The 19,963-nt window shown below is 72.6% G+C and carries 14 protein-coding genes; 3 read left to right on the top strand and 11 right to left on the bottom strand.

Annotated features, from left to right (window positions below; all coding sequences use genetic code 11):
• Positions 1-153: 153 nt before the first annotated feature.
• Complete coding sequence (locus tag ACZ46W_RS09850; protein ID WP_468334735.1) at positions 154-3,123, bottom strand: putative bifunctional diguanylate cyclase/phosphodiesterase; 2,970 nt, start codon at positions 3,121-3,123, stop codon at positions 154-156.
• A 405-nt stretch (positions 3,124-3,528) separates the two neighbouring features.
• On the bottom strand, positions 3,529-4,479 hold the full coding sequence (locus ACZ46W_RS09845; protein WP_468334098.1) for a 2-hydroxyacid dehydrogenase: 951 nt from the start codon (positions 4,477-4,479) through the stop codon (positions 3,529-3,531).
• A gap of 47 nt (positions 4,480-4,526) precedes the next feature.
• On the opposite strand from ACZ46W_RS09845, the gene ACZ46W_RS09840 reads away from it, so the two are divergent.
• From ACZ46W_RS09840 to ACZ46W_RS09830, 3 genes are all read left to right on the top strand, one after another.
• Positions 4,527-5,549: an aldo/keto reductase gene (locus ACZ46W_RS09840; protein WP_468334095.1), complete on the top strand. Its 1,023-nt coding sequence runs from the start codon at positions 4,527-4,529 to the stop codon at positions 5,547-5,549.
• Positions 5,550-5,700: 151 nt separating this feature from the next.
• A complete protein-coding gene (locus ACZ46W_RS09835; RefSeq protein WP_468334092.1) occupies positions 5,701-6,852 on the top strand; it encodes a PQQ-dependent sugar dehydrogenase in 1,152 nt (383 codons plus the stop codon).
• 13 nt (positions 6,853-6,865) lie between these two features.
• Positions 6,866-7,042 carry a DUF6191 domain-containing protein gene (locus ACZ46W_RS09830; RefSeq protein WP_468334090.1) on the top strand — a complete coding sequence of 59 codons (177 nt, stop codon included), beginning with the start codon at positions 6,866-6,868 and terminating at the stop codon, positions 7,040-7,042.
• A gap of 27 nt (positions 7,043-7,069) precedes the next feature.
• Here the strand turns inward: ACZ46W_RS09830 and ACZ46W_RS09825 are convergent, their stop codons facing one another.
• From ACZ46W_RS09825 to gatA, 9 genes are all read right to left on the bottom strand, one after another.
• The gene (locus tag ACZ46W_RS09825; protein WP_468334732.1) at positions 7,070-10,114 is read right to left on the bottom strand and encodes a helix-turn-helix transcriptional regulator; all 3,045 of its coding nucleotides are present in this window, start codon (positions 10,112-10,114) and stop codon (positions 7,070-7,072) included.
• A 69-nt stretch (positions 10,115-10,183) separates the two neighbouring features.
• Positions 10,184-10,372, bottom strand: a complete 189-nt coding sequence (locus ACZ46W_RS09820; RefSeq protein WP_468334087.1) for a hypothetical protein — start codon at positions 10,370-10,372, stop codon at positions 10,184-10,186.
• A 128-nt stretch (positions 10,373-10,500) separates the two neighbouring features.
• On the bottom strand, positions 10,501-11,070 hold the full coding sequence (locus tag ACZ46W_RS09815) for a hypothetical protein (RefSeq protein WP_468334084.1): 570 nt from the start codon (positions 11,068-11,070) through the stop codon (positions 10,501-10,503).
• A 35-nt stretch (positions 11,071-11,105) separates the two neighbouring features.
• Positions 11,106-11,693 carry a GNAT family N-acetyltransferase gene (locus ACZ46W_RS09810; protein WP_468334081.1) on the bottom strand — a complete coding sequence of 196 codons (588 nt, stop codon included), beginning with the start codon at positions 11,691-11,693 and terminating at the stop codon, positions 11,106-11,108.
• Positions 11,694-11,711: 18 nt separating this feature from the next.
• Positions 11,712-14,021 carry an MMPL family transporter gene (locus ACZ46W_RS09805; protein ID WP_468334078.1) on the bottom strand — a complete coding sequence of 770 codons (2,310 nt, stop codon included), beginning with the start codon at positions 14,019-14,021 and terminating at the stop codon, positions 11,712-11,714.
• Positions 14,022-14,212: 191 nt separating this feature from the next.
• The gene (locus ACZ46W_RS09800) at positions 14,213-16,291 is read right to left on the bottom strand and encodes a phosphocholine-specific phospholipase C (RefSeq protein WP_468334075.1); all 2,079 of its coding nucleotides are present in this window, start codon (positions 16,289-16,291) and stop codon (positions 14,213-14,215) included.
• Positions 16,292-16,702: 411 nt separating this feature from the next.
• Positions 16,703-18,214, bottom strand: a complete 1,512-nt coding sequence (gene gatB, locus ACZ46W_RS09795) for an Asp-tRNA(Asn)/Glu-tRNA(Gln) amidotransferase subunit GatB (RefSeq protein ID WP_468334072.1) — start codon at positions 18,212-18,214, stop codon at positions 16,703-16,705.
• Between the two features lie 16 nt (positions 18,215-18,230).
• Positions 18,231-18,470 carry a hypothetical protein gene (locus ACZ46W_RS09790; RefSeq protein ID WP_366127229.1) on the bottom strand — a complete coding sequence of 80 codons (240 nt, stop codon included), beginning with the start codon at positions 18,468-18,470 and terminating at the stop codon, positions 18,231-18,233.
• Positions 18,467-19,960 (bottom strand): Asp-tRNA(Asn)/Glu-tRNA(Gln) amidotransferase subunit GatA, encoded by a 1,494-nt coding sequence (gene gatA, locus ACZ46W_RS09785; RefSeq protein WP_468334068.1) that lies wholly within the window; start codon positions 19,958-19,960, stop codon positions 18,467-18,469. The genes ACZ46W_RS09790 and gatA overlap by 4 nt, the downstream gene beginning before the upstream one ends.
• Between the last annotated feature and the right edge of the window lie 3 nt (positions 19,961-19,963).

The following is a 19,963-nucleotide window of genomic DNA, read 5'->3' as shown; positions in this document are numbered from 1 at the left end:
ACAAAAAACCCCTCGTGCCGTGAGGCAAGCGAGGGGAGCGCGCCGGTGTGGGTCTGCAGGGCCGTGATCAGGCCGTGCTCAGCCGACGCGCTTTCCAAGTACGAGAATTCGGGTGCGCATGGCATTGACCCTCCCCCCGGCGCACCATCAGTGTCAAGTGGGTGGGACGCGAGTCTCATTATGTGAGCGAAGCGGGTGAGGTGAGCGCATCCCCGGGAGGGCGCTCGGCAGGCTGTCGGGGACCGTGTCGGTGAGCGCGTCGGGAACCGTGTCGGGGAGACCGCTCGGGAGGGTGTTCGGGAGAGCACCCGGAAGGGCGTCCGGAAGGGCACCCCGGGTGAGCGCCGGCAGGGCGACCCCGCCGGGCACGGGGAACTCCTCCCGGACGAGGGCACGGCGCAGCCGGTACTCGTCGAGGGGGCCGGAGAAGGCCATTCCCTGCCCATGGGTGCACCCCATCGCGCGTAGCGCCAGGACCTGCTCCGGTACGTCGACCCCGTCGGCCACGGACTGCATGCCGAGGTCACAGGCGATGCGGAGCAGCCCGCTGGTGATCTTGTGCAGCCGGGCCGATTCGACGACGCCCTCGACCAGGCCCCTGTCCAATTTCAGTATGTCGACCGGGAGCCGCCGGAGCGCGTTGATGGCGGCGTAACCGCTGCCGAATCCGTCGAGCGCGATGCGTACGCCCAGCCTGCGCAGGCCTGCCAGGCGCCGTTCCAGCTCGTCGAAGGAGATCCGCGGGTCGCTGTCGGACAGCTCGATGATCAGCGACCCGGAGGGCAGTTCGTACTTGGTCAGCAGGGCTTCGACGGTGCCGAGCGGCATGGACCTGTCGACCAGCTTGCGGGCCGGGAAGCGGACCGAGACGGGCGCGTGGTGGCCCAGCCGGGCGCGCTCGGCGGCCTGCTCGACGGCCTCTTCGAGGAGGCGGCCACCCAGCGCCGCGGCCCGCTCGCCGTCCTCGGCGACCCGGAGGTATTCGGCCGGGGTGAACAGGATGCCCTGGGCGGAGCGCCAGCGGGCCTGGGCGGCGACGGCGGCGATCCGCCCGGTGGCGAGGTCCACCACGGGCTGGTGCAGCAGGACGAACTCGCCGTCCTGGGCGGCGGTGCGCATCCGGGTGGCCAGTTCCGTGCGGCGTACCACGTCGGCCTGCATCTGGGGCGCGTACAGCTCGACGCGGTTCTTGCCGCCGGCCTTGGCCCGGTACATGGCGAGGTCGGCGTTGCGGAGGAGGTCTCCGGCGCTGATGCCGGCCTCGGCGAAGGCCACGCCGATGGACGCGGCGACCCGTACCTCCTGGCCCTCGATCCGGTACGGCTGCGACAGGGTGAGCCGCAGCCGGTCGGCGATCTCCTGGACGCGCTGCTCGCGGGCGGACTGGTCCTGGCTGCCGTCGCCGAGGATCAGGGCGGCGAACTCGTCGCCGCCGAGGCGGGCGGCGGTGTCCCCGGCCCGTACCGAGTCCTGGAGCCGGCGGGCGGCCTGGATGAGCAGCTCGTCGCCCGCCTGGTGGCCCAGCCGGTCGTTGACGCCCTTGAAGCCGTCCAGGTCGATGAAGAGCACGGCCGTGCCCGCGTCGCCCGCCCGGCGCCCGCTGAGCGCCTGGCGGACGCGCCGGGTGAACAGGGCGCGGTTGGGCAGGTCGGTGAGTGGGTCGTGTTCGGCGTTGTGCTGGAGCTGCGCCTGGAGGCGGACCCGTTCGGTGACGTCCCGGCTGTTGAAGATCAGGCCGCCCTGGTGGCGGTTGACGGTGGACTCGACGTTGAGCCACTCGCCGGTGCCGGACTTGAAGCGGCATTCGATGCGGGTGGTGGGCTCCTCCGAAGGAGGAGCGGCCAGGAACCGCCGTACCTCGTGGACGACGCCGCCCAGGTCGTCGGGGTGGATGAGGGAGGCCAGTTCGGAGCCGATGAGCTCGTCGGCCTCCCGTCCGTACACACCGGACGCGGCCGGACTGACGTAGCGCAGCACCCCGTCGGGGGCGGCGATCATGATGACATCGCTGGAGCCCTGCACCAGGGACCGGAAGTGGTTCTCCTTCTGGGCCAGTTCATGGGTGAGGGCGATGTTGTCGAGCAGCATGATCCCCTGGCGTACGACCAGGGCGAGCACGACCGTGCATCCGGTGAAGACGACGACGCGGTCCACCGTGCGGTCCTCGATGACGTTGTAGAGAATGCCGAGCGTGCAGACCGCGGCCGCCAGGTACGGCGTGAGGGCGGTGAGCGACCCGGCGATGGGACGGGTGGGCTGACGGGGCCCGCGCGGCGGGGCGGGTACGTCGGTGGTGCGGTTGGCGCCCCAGGGGGCGTAGGCCAGCAGCAGCGAGCCGGCGAACCAGCCCGCGTCCAGGAGCTGGCCGGAGCGGTAGTGCTCGCGCAGCAGCGGCGAGGTGAACAGGGCGTCGCACAGCACGGTCAAAGCCAGGGCGGCGATCGCCGTGTGGACGGCCGACCGGTTGGCCTGGGAGCGCCGGAAGTGCAGGGCGAGCACCATGCTCACCAGCACGATGTCCAGCAGCGGGTACGCGAGGGACAGGGCGGCCCGCGCGACGCTCTCCCCCTCGAACCGGGCGGTGTGGGCGAGGGCCAGGCTCCACGACAGGGTCAGCAGCGAGCCGCCGATCAGCCAGGAGTCCAGCGCGAGGCAGATCCACCCGGCCCGGCTGGCCGGCCGCTTGGCGAGGACGAGCAGCCCGACGATGGCGGGCGGCGCGAAGAGCAGGAAGAACAGGTCGGCGAGGGACGGCTGAGGCACGTCACGGTCGAGCACGACCTCGTACCACCCCCAGACCGTGTTCCCGCCGGCCGCCATCGCGGAGGAGAAGGCGAACAGCAGCCAGGCCGGGCGGAAACCGCTGTCGCCCGTGCGTGCGTAGAGGAAGCACGAGACGGCGGCGGTCAGCGCGGCGGCGCTGAGTCCGAAGTCGCCCATGATCAGGGCCATTTGCTCGGAGCCCCAGCCGACGGCGGCACCGGCGGCGTAGGCTCCGCACAGCACGGCGAGGAGCACCTGCCACATCAGGCCGCCGGAGCCGCCCGCGCCGCCGTCCGCCGTGCCGCCGGAGCCGCCGCCCGCGACGGCCGGACGCTCGATGAGCACTCCCGGGGCGCTCACCGGAACGCCCCCGTACGCGCCTTCGGCCGGTGCGGCCGCCGCGTTGCCGGCGACGGCCGCGCCGGCGACCGGTGGGCCGGGCACTGCCGTATCGGCGACCGTCGCTCCGGCCGCTGCCGTGCCGGCGACGGTGGCTGCTGCTTCGGTGGCCGGGACGCGGTCGGGGGTCGCAGTCGGCTGCCCCGTCGCGTCGGTTCGTTCGCCCATCGACCGTGCATCGCCCGTCGCCCCCCTCGGATTCTGATCGGCAATCACGTCGCTCCCCTGCGCCGCTCCGTGCTCGACGCGGCCCCCAGATCGGGACGATACACCAGGATCGTCACTCAGGGACAGGGGTGGTCTACGCTCCGTGACGATCATCAGTGTTATGGGCACGGAGGGCGCCCAGATCGCTTCGGAGGGTGTTCAACCGGTGGTGAGGACGAGGTTCCGCAACGGCTCGCGCTCGGCGAATCGGGTGAGTTGCGCGGCGACGAGACGCTTCGCGCGGGGCATGAAGGCGGACGTGCGGCCGCCCGCGTGAGGGCTGATCAGTACGCCCGGAGCGTGCCACAGCGGGTGCCCCTGGGGCAGCGGTTCGGGGTCCGTGACGTCCAGGGCGGCGGTGATCCGCCCGCTCAGGACCTCGGCGAGGAGCGCCTTGGTGTCGACCACCGGGCCGCGTGCGACGTTCACCAGCAGGGCCCCGTCCTTCATCCGGGCCAGGAAGGCGGCGTCCGCGAGGTGGTGGGTGTCGGGCGTCAGGGGCGTGGACAGAATCACCACGTCCGCGTGCGGGAGGAGGGCGGGCAGATCCGTGAGCGCCTGCACGGGGCCGCGCTCAGTGGTGCGCGCGGAGCGCGCGACGCGCGCCACCCGCGCGCACTCAAACGGCGCGAGCCGGTCCTCTATCGCCGCGCCGACCGATCCGTACCCCACGATCAGCACGGACTTGTCGGCGAGCGCCGGGTAGAAGTCGGCCCGCCACTCCTCCCGGTCCTGCCCGCGCACGAAGTCGGGGATGCCCCGCAGGGACGCGAGGACCAGGGCGATGGTCAGCTCCGCCGTGCTGGCCTCGTGGACGCCCCTGGCGTTGCACAGCGCCACGCCGGGTGGCAGGACGCCGAGGCCGGGGGTCACATGGTCGATCCCGGCCGAGAGCGTCTGGACGACGCGCACGGAGGTCATGGCGGCCAGCGGGCGCACCGAGATCGCGCTGCTCTTCATGTAGGGGACGACGTAGAAGACACAGTCGGCCGGGTCGGCGGGGAAGTCCGGGCCACCGTCCCAGAAGCGGTAGGTGAGGCCGGACTCGGCGGGTGCGGGGAGGCCGTCCACCTCGTCGGCCGGAATGGGGAGCCACACGTCAGCAGTCATGGTCAGGAGGTTAGTTTGGGGAGCGGCACAAGGAGGGGTACGGGGAGTTGGAGCGCAGGACGATCGGGGCGACGGCGCTCGACGTAGGTGCTGTGGGTCTCGGCTGCATGCCGATGAGCTGGGCGTACAGCGCCTCGCAACAGCGCGGCGACCGCTCCTTGCGCACCGTGCACGCCGCGCTCGACGCCGGGGTGACACTGCTGGACACCGCCGACATGTACGGGCCGTTCACCAATGAGCTGCTGCTGGGCCGGGCGCTCCGGCAGCGGCGGGCGGAGGCCTTCGTGTCGACGAAGTGCGGGCTGCTCGTCGGGGAGCAGCACATCGTGGCCAACGGGCGGCCCGGCTATGTGCGGCGGGCGTGCGACGCCTCGCTGCGGCGGCTCCAGACCGATGTCATCGACCTGTACCAACTGCACCGCGCCGATCCTGAGGTGCCCGTCGAGGAGACGTGGGGCGCGATGGCGGAGCTCGTGTCGGCGGGGAAGGTGCGGGCGCTGGGCCTGTGCGCGATGGCGGTCCGGCCGGCCCGCCGGGGCGGTACGGGCGCGCACGGGGGCGATCTGTACGAGGGAACGATTCGGCAGCTCGAACGGGTGCAGCAGGTGTTCCCGGTGAGCGCGGTGCAGGCCGAGCTGTCGGTGTGGTCCCGGGAGGCGCTGGTGCGGCTGCTGCCGTGGTGCGAGTCGCGGGGCGTGGGGTTCCTGGCGGCGATGCCGCTCGGCAACGGCTTCCTGACCGGGACGCTGACGCCGGGCGGCGGCTTCGAACCCGAGGACCTGCGGGCCCGGCACCCCCGGTTCACGGCCGAGATGATGGCCGCGAACCAGCCCATCGTGGTGGGGCTGCGGCGGGTGGCGCGGCGGCACGGCGGCGAGGCGGCCGGGGTGACACCGGCGCAGGTGGCGCTGGCCTGGGTGCTGGGCCGGGGCAGGCACGTCGTACCGGTGCCGGGGACCAAGCACGAGCGGTGGGCGGTGGAGAACGCGCGCGCGGCGGAGCTGTCGCTGACGGCCGAGGACCTGGCGGAGATCGCGGCGCTGCCGCCGGCGCGGGGGTCGTGGGACTGATCCCGCGGCTGCCTCCCGCGCCGACGGGCCGGGATCTTCGGGCGGATCTTCCGGCCGGACAGGGGAACGTGATCGGCCCGGGCGGTGTATCAAGGGTGGACACGCAGCTCACACCGCCGTTGAAGGGATCGGAACTGTGCAACGTCCTGCTGTGACGGCCGTGTTGGCCGCTGCCGCCCTGGTGCTCGTGGCCGGGTGCTCGTCGGGCGGGGGCGGACGCCCCGCGGACGGCCGGAGCGCCGCGTCGCCGCCCCCCGCGTCCGCGTCCGCCACGCCGCCGGGCTCCCCCTCCCCGTCCGCGCCGCCCGCGAAGGGCACGGCGAGGGTGGTGTCCACGCTCACCGAGGGCCTGGCGTCGCCGTGGGGCCTGGCCGCCCTGCCGGACGGCGACCTGCTGGTCTCCTCGCGCGACGAGGGGACGATCACCCGGATCGACGGGGAGAGCGGCGCCAAGACCGTGATCGGTTCGGTGCCGGGGGTGGCGCCGGCGGGCGAGGGTGGCCTGATGGGCCTCGCGCTCTCGCCGTCGTACGCCTCGGACCACCTGGTGTACGCGTACTTCACCACCGAGTCGGACAACCGCGTCGCCCGCATGCTGTACGACGAGAAGAAGCCGGCCGGCCAGCAGCTCGGGGCGCCCGACACGGTGCTGCGGGGCATCCCGAAGGGCTCGGTCCACAACGGCGGCCGGATCGCGTTCGGGCCGGACAAGATGCTGTACGCGGGCACGGGCGAGACCGGCGACACCGGCCTGGCGCAGGACAAGAACTCGCTGGGCGGCAAGATCCTCAGGATGACCCCGGACGGGCGGCCCGCGCCCGGCAACCCCGCCCCGGACTCGGTCGTCTACACGTACGGGCACCGCAATGTGCAGGGGCTGGCCTGGGACTCCGAGAAGCGGCTGTGGGCGGCCGAGTTCGGGCAGAACACCTGGGACGAGCTGAACCTGATCGAGCCCGGCAAGAACTACGGCTGGCCCGAGGTGGAGGGCAAGGGCGGCAGGCCCGGCTTCGTCGACCCGGTCGCCCAGTGGAAGCCCGCCGACGCCTCCCCCAGCGGGATCGCCTTCGCGGAGGGGTCCGTCTGGATGGCCGGGCTGCGCGGCGAGCGGCTGTGGCGCATCCCCCTGGCCGGGGCGGAACCTTCGGCGGACCCCCAGGCGTTCCTCGAAGGGCGTTACGGCCGGCTGCGCACGGTCCTGGCGGCGGGCGGCAACAAGCTCTGGCTGGTGACCAGCGAGACGGACGGGCGGGGCACCCCGGAAGCGGGCGACGACCGAATCCTCCGGGTGGAGGTGACATGAGAGGCGGCAGCCGGTGTTCAACCTGGTGGAACAGCTCTTCGCGCCGGGCCGCAGGCACACCGACGACGAGCTCCGGCGCCTTGAGCTGACCCGGGAGGACCTCGGCGACAGCGACCCGGCGCGCGGGCCCATAGACCTCGCGTCGGGCACGGTCACCATCCGCGCGCCCCGCACGCCGGACGGCTCCTGACTCTGCCGGTGCCCGGCCGGGCAGGGGTCAGGCCGGGACCTCGGGCAGGAGGCGGAGGCGGTGGGCCAGGGCGGCGGCTTCGCCACGGCCCGAGACGCCGAGCTTGGCGAGGATGTTCGACACGTGCACGCTCGCCGTCTTGGGCGAGATGAACAGCTCCTCGGCTATCTGGCGGTTGGTGCGCCCCACCGCGACCAGGCGCAGCACGTCCTGTTCGCGGGGCGTGAGGCCGAAGCCCTCGTCGTCCGGTGCCGGCTCGGCCGCCCGCGGGGCCGCGAGGGACAGGCGGGCGCGGGCCGCGAGCAGTTCCAGGTCCTCGCGCAGCGGCCGGGCCCCCAGGTGGACCGCGACGAGGTGCGCCTCGCGCACCAGCTCGGCGGACCGGTCGCGGTTGCCGCCCCGGGCGAGCAGCGCGTCCGCCCAGCGGTGCCGGGCGCGGGCCAGCTCGTAGGGGCGCTCCAGCGCGCCCAGGGCGACCACGACCTCCGCCCAGCGGTCGGCGTCGTCGCGGCCCTCGGCGCGGGCCAGCTCGGCGCCGACGAACAGCGCGTACGCCTGCCACACCGGGACCGGGGTGGCCAGCCGCTTCGCGTACGAGCGGATCAGCGCCAGCGACTCGGCCCGGCCCTCCTCCGCCGCGGGCAGCCCGCGCGCCTCCGCCTCCGCCGCGGCGGCGATCAGCAGCAGCGGCCAGGCGTACCGCTGGCTGCCGACCGGGAAACCGTTCCGCGCCGCCTCGGCCAGTCCGGCCCGTACGTCGGCGATGCGGCCCTGCGCCGCCGCGACGCCCAGCTCGACCTCGGCGAGCGGCAGCAAGTACTGGAGCATCGGGTCGTGCTTGCCGTAGGTGTCCCTGGAGAGCTCCAAGTGCTCGGCCGCGACGGACAGTTCACCGCGGAGCCAGGCGAGCTGGGCGCGCCTCAGGTGTGCCCCGGCGCGTGGCTTGGTGCTGTAGGCGATGCGCTGGAGCCGGTGCGCGCCCTCGCTCGCCTCGTCCCAGTGGCCCAGCGATATCTGTGACTCGACGAGGTTGTTCAGCACCCAGCCCTCGTTGTCCCGCAGGCCGCACTCGCGGGAGAACGCCAGCCCCTCCTGGGCGATGCGGACCGCCTCCCGGGAGCGCCCGACGGCCTCCAGGCAGGAGGGGATGTTGACGTAGGCGCGTCCGGCCTCGTTGCGCACGCACAGCTCGCGGGCGCGGTCGAGGACCGCGTGCATCTCCGCGAGACCGGCCTCGATGTCGCCCGCGTCGACCATCAGGCCGCCCAGGGTGAGACGGGCGTTGAGCTCGACCGGCTCCGCCTCGACCAGGCGGGCGTACTCGACGGCCCGTTCGGCCGCGGCGAGGCTCTCCGGGCCCGGCGCGTGCAGCATGCCCCAGCCGGCGGCCACGGCGAGGACCTTCGCGTGGACGGCGGACGGCGGCAGGCCGCGCACCAGCTCCTGCGCGGTGGCGATCTCGGGCCAGCCGTCGCCCCGGCCGAGGTTCGACATGAGCCGGGACCGCTCGGTCCAGAACCAGGCGGCGCGCTGGGGGTCCTTGCCACCGGAGGCCGTGGCGGGGTGGGTGTCGTCGTCGAGGAGCCTCAGCGCACGCTTGACGATCTTCAGCGCCCGTTCCCGCTCGCCGCACAGCCGGGCGGCGACGGCGGCCTCGGCCAGCAGGTCCAGGTAGCGCAGCGGGGTGGTGTCGGGGCAGCCGCACGCCGGGTAGGCCTCGGCGTAGTCGATGGGCCGCAGGGACGCGCGGACGTCCTCGGGCACGTCGTCCCACAGCTCCATGGCCCGCTCCAGCAGGCGCAGTTGCTCGGCGTGCGCGTGGCGCTTGCGGGCCTCCACGGCGGCCCGGAGCACGACGGGCAGCGCCTTGGCGGCGTCGTGCGCGTGGTACCAGTAGCTGGCGAGCCGGGTGGTCCGCTCGTCGGCCCGTACGAGACCGCAGTCGGCCTCCAGCGCTTCGGCGTACCGCCGGTTGAGGCGGGAGCGCTCGCCGGGCAGCAGGTCGTCGCTGACGGCCTCGCGCACCAGGGAGTGGCGGAAGCGGTACCCCTCGCCGTCGGGCACGGCGAGCAGGATGTTGGCGTTGACGGCGGCGCGCAGCGCCTCGATGAGGTCGTCCTCGGGCAGCCGGGCGACGGCGGCGAGCAGGCCGTACTCCACCGTGGAGCCGCCTTCGGCGACGATCCTGACGACCTTCTGGGCATCCTCGGAGAGCCGCTCCACGCGCACGAGCAGCAGGTCCCGGAGGGACTCGCTGAGCCCGCCGGGCTCGCAGCCGCTCTCCTGGCAGACGACGAGCTCCTCGACGAAGAAGGCGTTGCCGTCGGAGCGGCGGAAGATGTCGTCGACGAGGGCGGCAGCGGGCTCGGCGGCCAGGATGCCGGTGAGCTGGCGGTGGACCTCGGTGCGGGTGAACCGGGGCAGTTCGATCCGGCGGACGGTGCGCAGCCGGTCCAGCTCGGCGAGGAGGGGCCGCAGCGGGTGGCGGCGGTGGATGTCGTCGGCGCGGTAGGTGGCGACGACCACGAGCCGGCCGCGCGTGACGGTGCGGAAGAGGTAGGCGAGCAGGTGGCGGGTGGAGGCGTCGGCCCAGTGCAGGTCCTCCAGGGCGAGGACGACCGTGCGGTCGGTGGCGATGCGCTCCAGGAGGCGGACGGTCAGCTCGAAGAGCCGGGCGGTGCTGTCCTCGTTGTAGGGCTCCGGGCCGGCCGCGTCGCCCAACTCGGGGAGCAGCCTGGCCAGTTCGCCCTCCTGGCCCTGCGCGGCGGCGGCGAGCTCGTCGGGGAGCTTGCGGCGCAAGGAGCGCAGCGCGGTGGAGAACGGCGCGAACGGCAGCCCGTCCGCGCCGATCTCGACGCAGCCGCCGACGGCGACGACGGCACCCTGGGCGCACGCCTCGCCGAGGAACTCCTCCAGCAGGCGCGTCTTGCCGACGCCTGCCTCGCCGCCGACGAGCAACGCCTGCGGCTCCCCCGCGGTGGCGCGGGAGAGCGCCTCGGTGAGTGCGGTCAACTCACCGGCTCTGCCGACGAAGACGGGACTGACGGACCTGTTCTCCACGTCGCCGAGCATCGCACAGCCCTGTGACAACGCGGCACCGGATATCGGCACGGCGGCCATGGCGCGGGCCTCGCCCGTCCGTCAGGCCGCTGTCGCGAAGCGGTCGGGGTCGGTATTCACCCGCCCTCCGGGGGCTTGGTGGCCGGAGCGGCGGGCGAGGGCGCGGTCGGCCTTGCGGGCGGCCCGCGCGAGGTTCGCCAGCCGCCGGGCCTCGGCCTCGCGGACGAGGTCGGCGTGACGGGCGGCGTGCTGGAGTTCGTACGTGAGCATCGTGGTCTCCCTGGCGGTGTCGGGGCGTTTCGTGATGCCTCAACTCTCGTGCCCCAGGGGGGTCGGCCACATCGGGAGACTGCCGCATCTTGGGCGGGCAGGGGTCCTTAGGCGCGCGTAAGGACCCCTCAGGAGCCGGTGGTGGGCAGGGCCAGGAACAGGTCGGCGTACATGCCGGCGGACAGGATCAGGCCCAGCCCGCCCAGTACGGCTCCGGCCAGGGCCACCGCCCGGATCCACAGGGGGCGCTGGGGGCGGGTGAGCACGATGAGGCCGGTGATCAGGGCGACGACGGCGAACAGGCCGTTGACGAGGGCGGTGGTGTGCCAGGCGTCCCCGTAGATCTCGGCGATCTGCCGGCTGGGCGAGCCGCCCTGGGCGGTGGCGATCTGACCCATGAGCGTCTCGCGTTCGGAGGCGACGCGGCCCATCCAGGTGCCGGTGAGGGAGGCGATCCCGAGCGCCGTGGCGACGACGGCCGCCGCGGCCGCGGCGAGGCCGGTGGCGTGCGGGTTCCCCGGCTCGCCCGGCTCCTGCTCGAACTCGGCGGCGTGCTCGTCGTCGTACTCGGCCTGGTGGTCCTGGTGGCCGGCGGCCGTGTCGGGGGTGGCCCCGGGGGCGGTCTCGGGGGCGGTGCCGGACGTGGTGTCGGTGCCGGTGTCGGGCGTGGTGTCGGTCTTCGTCGTCGTGGGGTTCATGCGCGGCACGCTAGGTGCCGTTTCTGAGAGGCCCCTTAACGCGCCGCTTCACGCGCCTCCTGGCGGGCCTCGCGGCGAGCCTCGCGCCACTCCGGTGCCAGCACGGACCAGACCTCCATGTCGTGCCGTACGCCCCGGTAGGGGTAGCTCTCGCGGAGGACGCCGTCCTTGGTCATGCCGAGCCGCTTGGCGACGTTGATGCTCGCGGTGTTCGCCGAGGAGACCTGCCACTCGACGCGGTGCAGGCCGCGCTCGTACACCGCCCAGTCGATCAGGACGCGGACCGCGCGGGTGACCAGGCCCCGGCCGGACACCGAGGGCTCCAGCCAGCAGCCGGCCTCGCAGGTGCCGGCTGCGGTGTCCATGACCCGCAGGAGGACCCCGCCGACCAGGGTGCCGTCCAGCCAGATGCCGAAGATGCGGCCCGTGTCGGCGGCCGCCTTGTCGGCGTACGACTGGAGGAAGGCGCGCGTCGAGGGGAGGTCCGTGCAGACGGTCGGAAGGGCGACGTACCGTCCGATGTACTCCCTGCCCCGGTCCAGGTGGGCCAGGTACTCCTCGGCCTGCCACGGCTCCAGCGGCCGCAGTTCGGCTCCGTCGTCGCCCAGGGATATCGCGAACACCGTCGTGGCCCTCCTCGGCTATGGCACGAGCTGTCCGTCGTCGCTCGAGCGCTGCCAGGGGATCTTCGCACGGTCGGCATCGCGGCACTCGGGGTTTTCGATGCTGATGCGCGGCAGGACGCGGTCGAGCCAGCCGGGCAGCCACCAGTTCGCGCCGCCGAGCATGTGCATCAGGGCGGGCACCAGGAGCGTACGGAGGACGAAGGCGTCCAGGGCGACGGCGGCCGCCAGCCCGATGCCGAACATCGCGATGACCCGGTCCCCGGAGAGGACGAACGCCAGGAAGACGGCGATCATGATGACGGCGGCGGAGTTGATCACCCGGCTCGTCTCGGCGAGGCCGACGCGTACGGCCCGCCGGTTGTCACCGGTCTCCAGCCACTCCTCGTACATCCGGCTGACCAGGAAGACCTGGTAGTCCATGGAGAGCCCGAAGAGCACGGACACCATGATCACGGGCAGGAAGGGTTCGATGGGCCCGGCCCGGCCGAGGCCGAGCAGTTCGCTGCCCATGCCCCACTGGAAGATCGCGACGACGACTCCGAAGGCGGAGGCGACGGCGGCCACGTTCATCAGGGCGGCCTTCAGCGGGATGCCGATCGAGCGGAAGGCGAGCAGGAGCAGCAGGCAGCCCAGGGCGATGACGACGCCCACGAAGAGCGGCAGCTTGCCGATGATGACCTGGGCGAAGTCGTCGTAGCCGGCGGTGACGCCGCCGACGTACACGTCGAGGGAGGTGCCGTGCTCGGCGGTCGGCAGCACGTCGTCACGCAGCCGGTCGACGAGGTCGCTGGTCGCCTGCGATTGCGGCGCGGATTCCGGTACGACGGTGAGGACGGCCGTGTTGCCGCTGCCGCTGTACGTGACCGGGCTGACCGTTTCGACGCCGCCCGTGGCGCGCAGCGCGTCGGGGAGGGCGGCGAGGGCGACCCGGTCGTCGGCGCCGTCGAGCTCGGCGACGAGCGTGAGGGGGCCGTTGACGCCGGGGCCGAAGCCGTCGGCGAGCAGGTCGTACGCCTTGCGGGTGGTCGAGGCGGCCGGGTTGTTGCCCTGGTCGGAGGTGCCGAGGTGGAGGCCGAGCGTGGGCAGCGCCAGGACCAGCATGACGACGGCCGCGACGGCGCCCAGCAGCTTGGGGTGGCGCTCGACGAACGCCGACCAGCGGGCGGCGAACCCGGTCGGCAGCTCGGGCTCCGGGCCGTGCTCGACGAGCCGGGCGCGCTCGCGGCGCGACAGGGCGCGCATGCCGATGAACGACAGCAGCGCGGGCAGCAGCGTCACGGACGCGGCGACGGTGAGGACGACGGTGAGGCAGGCCGCGATGGCGACGCCGTTGAGGAAGCCCAGCCGCAGTATCAGCATGCCCAGCAGGGCGATGCAGACCGTGGCGCCGGCGAAGACGACGGCCCGGCCGGTGGTGGCGACGGCGTTCTGGGCGGCTTCGGCGACCGGGAGGCCGCGTTTGAGGCCCTTGCGGTGCCTGGTGACGATGAACAGCGCGTAGTCGATGCCGACGCCGAGGCCGATGAGCATGCCCAGCATGGGCGCGAAGTCGGCGACCGTCATGACGTGGCCGAGCAGGCCGATGCCCGCGTAGGCGGTGCCGACGCTGACGAGGGCGGTGGCGATCGGCAGGAGGCTGGCGGCGAGGGAGCCGAAGGCGAGGAAGAGGACCACGGCGGCGACGGCCACGCCGACGATCTCGGCGGTGTGGGAGGCCGGTGCCTCGGTGACCGCGACGGCGCTGCCGCCGAGCTCCACCTGGACGCCGTCGCTCGCGGCCGCGCGGGCGGCGTCGACGACGGCCTGGATCCGGTCGGGCGGGAGCTCGTCGGCGGGCCGGTCGAAGGCGACCGTGGCGTAGGCGGTGCGGCCGTCCTGGCTGATCTGCCCGGGCGCGGAGTCCTGGGTGGCGGCGCCCGCGGCGGTGTGGGCGTCGGCCGGGGCGCCCTGGGGGGCCTGGGAGCCCTGGGGGCCCTGGGCGGTGGGGGCGTCGGGGAGCGTGTCGTACGGGCCGGTCACGGCGGCGACGCCAGGCAGCTCGGCGACGTCGTCGAGCATGGCGGTCATGCGGTCCTCGACGGCGGCCGCGCGGACGCTGCCCTTGGCGGTGTGCCAGACGATGGTGTCCCCGTCACCGCCCTGGCCCCGGAAGCCGTCCTCCAGGAGCGCCGCGGCGCGTCCGGACTCGGTGCCGGGGACCTCGTAGTCATTGGAGTACGCGGAGCCGGCGATCCCGGCGGCCGCCGTGACACCGACCAAGGCACAGAGCCAGAGCAGGACGGCGGCGAGGCGGTGCGTGATGCACCATCGGGCGAGGGCTGCCAACGGGTGTACTCCCTGAGTGGTTCGAGGTCTCTATCGGGGATTGCCCGTAAAGAACGCATGACCTACGTACCGCCACTCTGGCAGCCTAAAGAGATCGATTGTCCGTTTCGTGGCGATACTCACAGCCCCAGCGCGACGGCGCGTGGAAGCCCGGGCCAAAGGTCCTGGGCTTCCACGCGCCACCCGCGCACTCAGCCGGAGACGCTGGCGCGCCCGTTCTCGATGTGGCCCATCAGGCGCCGCCGGAAGCCGTCGGGGCCGGTGATCTCGACGTCGTACCAGCCGTGCGCGTCGGCGGCGGAGTGGACGACCGTACGGCTGCGGCCGGCCTTGACGGTGACCTGCCGGGTCCAGCCGTCGAGGTCCGCGTCGTCTACGTAGCCGAGGGGGCGGACCGTGAAGGTGACCGGGCCGCCGCCGGTGGCGGCCAGGGTGAGGTGCAGGTCGCGCTCGTGCGGATCGATGCGCGAGGTGACCTCGGCGCCGCCCGCCGCCCGGCCGGCGAACTCGCGGCGGAAGCCGTTCGGGCCGGTGATCGTGAAGCGGTACGCCTCCCGGGTAAGGGGCACCCTCCATTGCGCCGTGCCCCTTACATCGCGGTGCTGGGGCACGGTGAACTCCCCGGCGTACGGATACAGCGCGAAGTGCGCGCTCGCCCTGCCGGTGTTGCTCAGCGTGACCTCCAGGGCGCCGTCGCGGAGCCGCCCGTGCGCGTCCGGCTGGTACGGCAGGGGCCGCGCGGGGCGCGTGCCGGGCTCCTGGTCGGGCATGTGCTGGACCAGTGGCGGCTGCGGGCGCCAGCGGCCGGTGAACGGCGGAATGGCGCCCGGCCGCTCCACCTCCGGCTGCGGGCGGCCGCGCCGGAAGTCGAACGCCGACGTCAGGTCGCCGGTGACCTGGCGCCGCCACGGCGTGATGTTGGGCTCCTCGATCCCCGTCCACTTCTCCAGGAAGCGGATCACCGAGGTGTGGTCGAAGACCTCGGAGCAGACGTAGCCGCCCACCGTCCACGGCGACACGACCAGCAGCGGCACCCGGATGCCGAGCCCCGTGGGCAGCCCCTTCCACCGCTCGTCGGTGTTGTCCGCGGGCGGCACGGGCGGCGGGACGTGGTCGAAGAAGCCGTCGTTCTCGTCGTAGTTGATCAGTACGACGGTGTGGCGCCAGACGTCCGGATGGGAGCCGAGGGCGTCCAGCACCTTGTAGACGAGGGTGGCGGAGGCGATCGGGGACGAGGAGCCGGGGTGCTCGGAGTCGATCGCGGAGGGCACGAGGTAGGAGACCTCCGGCAGCGTCCCGGCGGCGACGTCCGCCAAGAAGGCGTCCGCGAGGGTGCCGGTCTCCACCCGCCGCAGCCCGCGCTCGAAGAGCGACCGCTCCTGGGCGGTGAGGGTGGCGACGCCCTCCTCCAGCGCGGCGAGGAGCCGGGCGCGCTCGGCGGCGTCCCGGGTGTCGCGGACGGCCGCGTAGAAGGACTCCATGTAGGTGTGGCCGCCGGTCCTGGCCAGCGCCTTGCGGGCGATCTTCTTGAAGGTGGTGAAGAACTCGATGTTGTTGTCGGTGAAGTTCTCCCACTCCGTGTACGTCTTCCAGGTCCGGCCCGCCTTCTCCAGGCGCTCGGCATAGGTCGGCCACGGGTAGCCGGGGTGGGTGCCCTCCGCGTACGCGGCGTTGGTGACGGCACGGGAGCCGTCGGCCTCGTACCCCGTCCAACCGCTCCACAGGTGGTTGCGGTTGGGGCTGGTCGAGGTGTGGATGGAGGAGTGGTAGGCGTCGCAGATGGTGAACGTGTCCGCGAGCTCGTAGTGCAGCGGGATGTCCTGGCGGTCGTAGTACGCCATCGTCGCGGCCGTCTTGGCGGAGACCCAGCCGTCCATCCAGCCGTCGCGCCAGGCCTTGGCGCCGCCGCCCCAGGAGTGGTCGAGGTCGCCGATGTACTGGAGGTCCTTCTTCTGCGTCTCGGCGGCGTCGCGGATGGGGAAGGGCAGCACGGTTCGGCCGAGCGGTCCGGGCTGCTCGAACACCGGCTTGCCGGAGGGCAGTTCGACGGCGTTGCGGTCGCCGAAGCCCCGGACGCCGCGCAGGGTGCCGAAGTAATGGTCGAAGGAACGGTTCTCCTGCATCAGGATCACCACATGCCTGACCGCCCGCAGCCCGCCCGAGGGAGGAGCGGCGGCCATCGCCGCCCGCAGCGAGGGCGGCAGCAGCGATCCGGCCGCGGCGGCGCCGAGGGCGCCTCCACCCAGCGCGAGCATCTTCCTGCGCGACATGTCCCGCGTTTCCCGCTGCCGCGAATTGTCCGGTGACAAGCTCGACCTCCCGTCGACGGCTCAATGGTTCGCCCTTGATCCATTGAGTGGTACGGCCGGGACGGTAGTGAGGGCGGGTGTCGACGGGAAGACCTGGCGACGACAGTGGCGTGAATGTCCAAGGCATGGACCAAAGAATCCAAGCGTTTCGCCCGAATGCACCCCGCTTTGCCGGAAACCGCCATGGCCACAACACGCCAGGTGCGCATGAGCCGCGGAGCCGGGGGCAGAAGCACCAACGCTCCCCCCACGGGACGGCACCAGGCCCCGCCACACCCCTCCCCCCGGTGGCGGGGCCCTCCGTGCCACGCCTCGGCCCCCGCACCCAGGATGTCCTGCGTACGGGGGCCGAGTGGTGCCTGCGAGCCGGCGTCAGCCTTCGACGCCGAGCTTCTCCAGGATGAGCTCGCGCACCCGGGCCGCGTCCGCCTGGCCACGGGTGGCCTTCATGACGGCGCCGACCAGGGCACCGGCCGCCGCGACCTTGCCGCCACGGATCTTGTCCGCGATGGCGGCGTTGGCGGCGATCGCCTCGTCCACGGCCGCGCCCAGCGCGCCCTCGTCGGAGACCACCTTGAGGCCGCGCTTCTCGACGACGGTGTCGGGGTCGCCCTCGCCGTTCAGCACGCCCTCGATGACCTGGCGGGCCAGCTTGTCGTTGAGGTCGCCGGACGCGACGAGCTGGGTCACCCGGGCCACCTGCGCCGGGGTGATGGGCAGCGCGTCCAGGGCCTTGCCGGACTCGTTGGCGTTACGGGCCAGTTCGCCCATCCACCACTTGCGGGCCTGGTCGGCCGGGGCGCCCGCCTCGGTCGTGGCGACGATCAGGTCGACCGCGCCCGCGTTGAGGATGGACTGCATGTCGTGCTCGGAGACGCCCCACTCCTCGCGCAGCCGGTTGCGGCGCACGCGCGGCAGCTCCGGCAGCTCCTCGCGGAGCTGCTCCACCCACTCGCGGGACGGGGCTACGGGCACGAGGTCGGGCTCCGGGAAGTACCGGTAGTCCTCGGCCTCCTCCTTGACCCGGCCGGACGTCGTGGAGCCGTCGTCCTCGTGGAAGTGGCGGGTCTCCTGGATGACCGTGCCGCCCGCGTTCAGCACGCCCGCGTGGCGGCTGATCTCGAACCGCACGGCCCGCTCGACGGACCGCAGCGAGTTGACGTTCTTCGTCTCCGAGCGCGTACCGAACTTCTCCACGCCCTTGGGGCGCAGCGACAGGTTCACGTCGCAGCGCATCTGGCCCATCTCCATGCGGGCCTCGGAGACGCCGAGCGCCTTGATGAGCTCGCGCAGCTCGGCGACGTACGCCTTGGCGACCTCGGGGGCGCGCTCGCCGGCGCCGACGATCGGCTTGGTGACGATCTCGATCAGCGGGATGCCGGCGCGGTTGTAGTCCAGCAGCGAGTGCGAGGCGCCGTGGATGCGGCCGGTCGCGCCACCCACGTGCGTGGACTTGCCGGTGTCCTCCTCCATGTGGGCGCGCTCGATCTCCACGCGGAAGACCTCGCCGTCCTCGAGCTGGACGTCCAGGTAGCCGTTGAAGGCGATCGGCTCGTCGTACTGCGAGGTCTGGAAGTTCTTCGGCATGTCCGGATAGAAGTAGTTCTTCCGGGCGAAACGGCACCATTCGGCGATCTCGCAGTTGAGCGCGAGGCCGATCCTGATGGCGGACTCGACGCCGACCGCGTTGACGACCGGGAGCGAGCCCGGCATGCCGAGGCAGGTGGGGCAGGTCTGCGAGTTGGGCTCGGCGCCCAGCTCGGTCGAGCAGCCGCAGAACATCTTGGTCCTGGTGCCGAGCTCGACGTGCACCTCGAGCCCCATGACGGGGTCGTAGGCGGCGAGGGCGTCCTCGTACGACACCAGTTCAGTGATGACGGTCACGGTGAAACTTTCCCTCTCAACTGAACAGGACGTCGTCGTCACCGATGCGCTTGAGCTCACGCACCAGAATGGCGAGGCCCGTCACGATGGCGGCGGCCGACACGGCGGCGTCGATCAGCAGAAGCGTGTCGCTCTCGCCACGCGCCTTGCGGACCTGCTTGACCACGCTCAGCGCGCCGAACGCGGTGGTGCCGATGGACAGATACGTACCGGCCTTCGACTTCTTGAAGCCCTTGGCCTTGGTCAGTGCGCTCACAGCGACGGAGCCTCCTCCAGCAGCGGGTGGCCCCAGCGTGCCACGAAGGCCGCCTCGACGGCCGCGCCGACCTTGTAGAGGCGGTCGTCCTTCATGGCGGGGGCGATGATCTGCAGACCGACCGGGAGGTTGTCCTCCGGCGCCAGGCCGCAGGGCAGCGACATGGCGGCGTTGCCGGCCAGGTTGGTCGGGATGGTGCACAGGTCGGCGAGGTACATCGCCATCGGGTCGTCGGCGCGCTCGCCGATCGGGAAGGCCGTGGTCGGCGTCGTCGGCGAGACGATCACGTCGACCTGCTCGAAGGCCTTCTCGAAGTCCCGCGTGATCAGCGTCCGGACCTTCTGCGCGCTGCCGTAGTACGCGTCGTAGTAGCCGGAGCTGAGCGCGTACGTACCGAGCATGATCCGGCGCTTGACCTCGTCGCCGAACCCGGCCTCACGCGTCAGCGCGGTGACGTCCTCGGCCGACTTCGTACCGTCGTCGCCGACCCGCAGGCCGTAGCGCAGGCCGTCGAACCGGGCGAGGTTGGAGGAGCACTCCGACGGCGCGATCAGGTAGTACGCCGACAGCGCCAGGTCGAAGGACGGGCAGTCCAGCTCGACGACCTCGGCGCCCAGCTCCTTCAGCAGCTCGACGGACTCGTCGAAGCGCTGGAGCACACCGGCCTGGTAGCCCTCGCCGCGGAACTGCTTGACGACGCCCACCCGCATGCCCCGCACGGAGCCGTTGCGCGCGGCCTCGACGACCGGCGGTACGGGCGCGTCGATGGACGTCGAGTCCAGCGGGTCGTGCCCGGCGATGACCTCGTGGAGCAGCGCCGCGTCCAGCACGGTCCGCGCACACGGCCCGCCCTGGTCGAGGCTGCTGGAGAACGCGACCATGCCGTACCGCGACACACCGCCGTACGTCGGCTTGACGCCGACCGTGCCGGTGACGGCGGCGGGCTGCCGGATGGAGCCGCCGGTGTCGGTGCCGATGGCCAGCGGCGCCTCGTACGACGCCAGCGCCGCGCTGGAGCCACCGCCCGAGCCGCCGGGGATCTTGGTCAGGTCCCAAGGGTTGCCGGTGGGCCCGTACGCGCTGTTCTCCGTCGACGACCCCATGGCGAACTCGTCCATGTTGGTCTTGCCGATGATGACGACGTCCGCGTCCCTGAGCTTCTTGGTCACGGTGGCGTCGTACGGCGGAATCCAGCCCTCCAGGATCTTCGAACCGACGGTCGTCGGCATGTCCTGGGTGGTGAAGATGTCCTTCAGCGCCAGCGGTACGCCGGCGAGCGGGCCGAGCTTCTCGCCCCGGCCGCGCTTCTCGTCCACGGCCCGGGCCTGGGCGAGGGCGCCCTCGCGGTCGACGTGCAGGAAGGCGTGCACCTTCTCGTCGACGGCGTCGATCCGGGCCAGGTGGGCCTCGGTCACCTCGACGGCGGTGAGCTCGCCGGACGCGATCTTCTCGGCGATCTCGGCGGCGGTGAGCCTGATGATGTCCGTCATGTT

The sequence above is a fragment of the Streptomyces sp. NPDC031064 genome (assembly GCF_055570965.1).
Note: the sequence above shows the minus strand (reverse complement) of the source record. Positions and strands in the feature narration are given on the sequence as shown.

Coding starts and splice junctions, on each gene's coding strand:
- gatA (WP_468334068.1), bottom strand. CDS start 19,960: ATGACGGACATCATCAGGCTCACCGCCGCCGAGATCGCCGAGAAGATC.
- ACZ46W_RS09825 (WP_468334732.1), bottom strand. CDS start 10,114: ATGCTCGGCGACGTGGAGAACAGGTCCGTCAGTCCCGTCTTCGTCGGC.
- ACZ46W_RS09820 (WP_468334087.1), bottom strand. CDS start 10,372: ATGCTCACGTACGAACTCCAGCACGCCGCCCGTCACGCCGACCTCGTC.
- ACZ46W_RS09800 (WP_468334075.1), bottom strand. CDS start 16,291: ATGTCGCGCAGGAAGATGCTCGCGCTGGGTGGAGGCGCCCTCGGCGCC.
- ACZ46W_RS09845 (WP_468334098.1), bottom strand. CDS start 4,479: ATGACTGCTGACGTGTGGCTCCCCATTCCGGCCGACGAGGTGGACGGC.
- ACZ46W_RS09815 (WP_468334084.1), bottom strand. CDS start 11,070: ATGAACCCCACGACGACGAAGACCGACACCACGCCCGACACCGGCACC.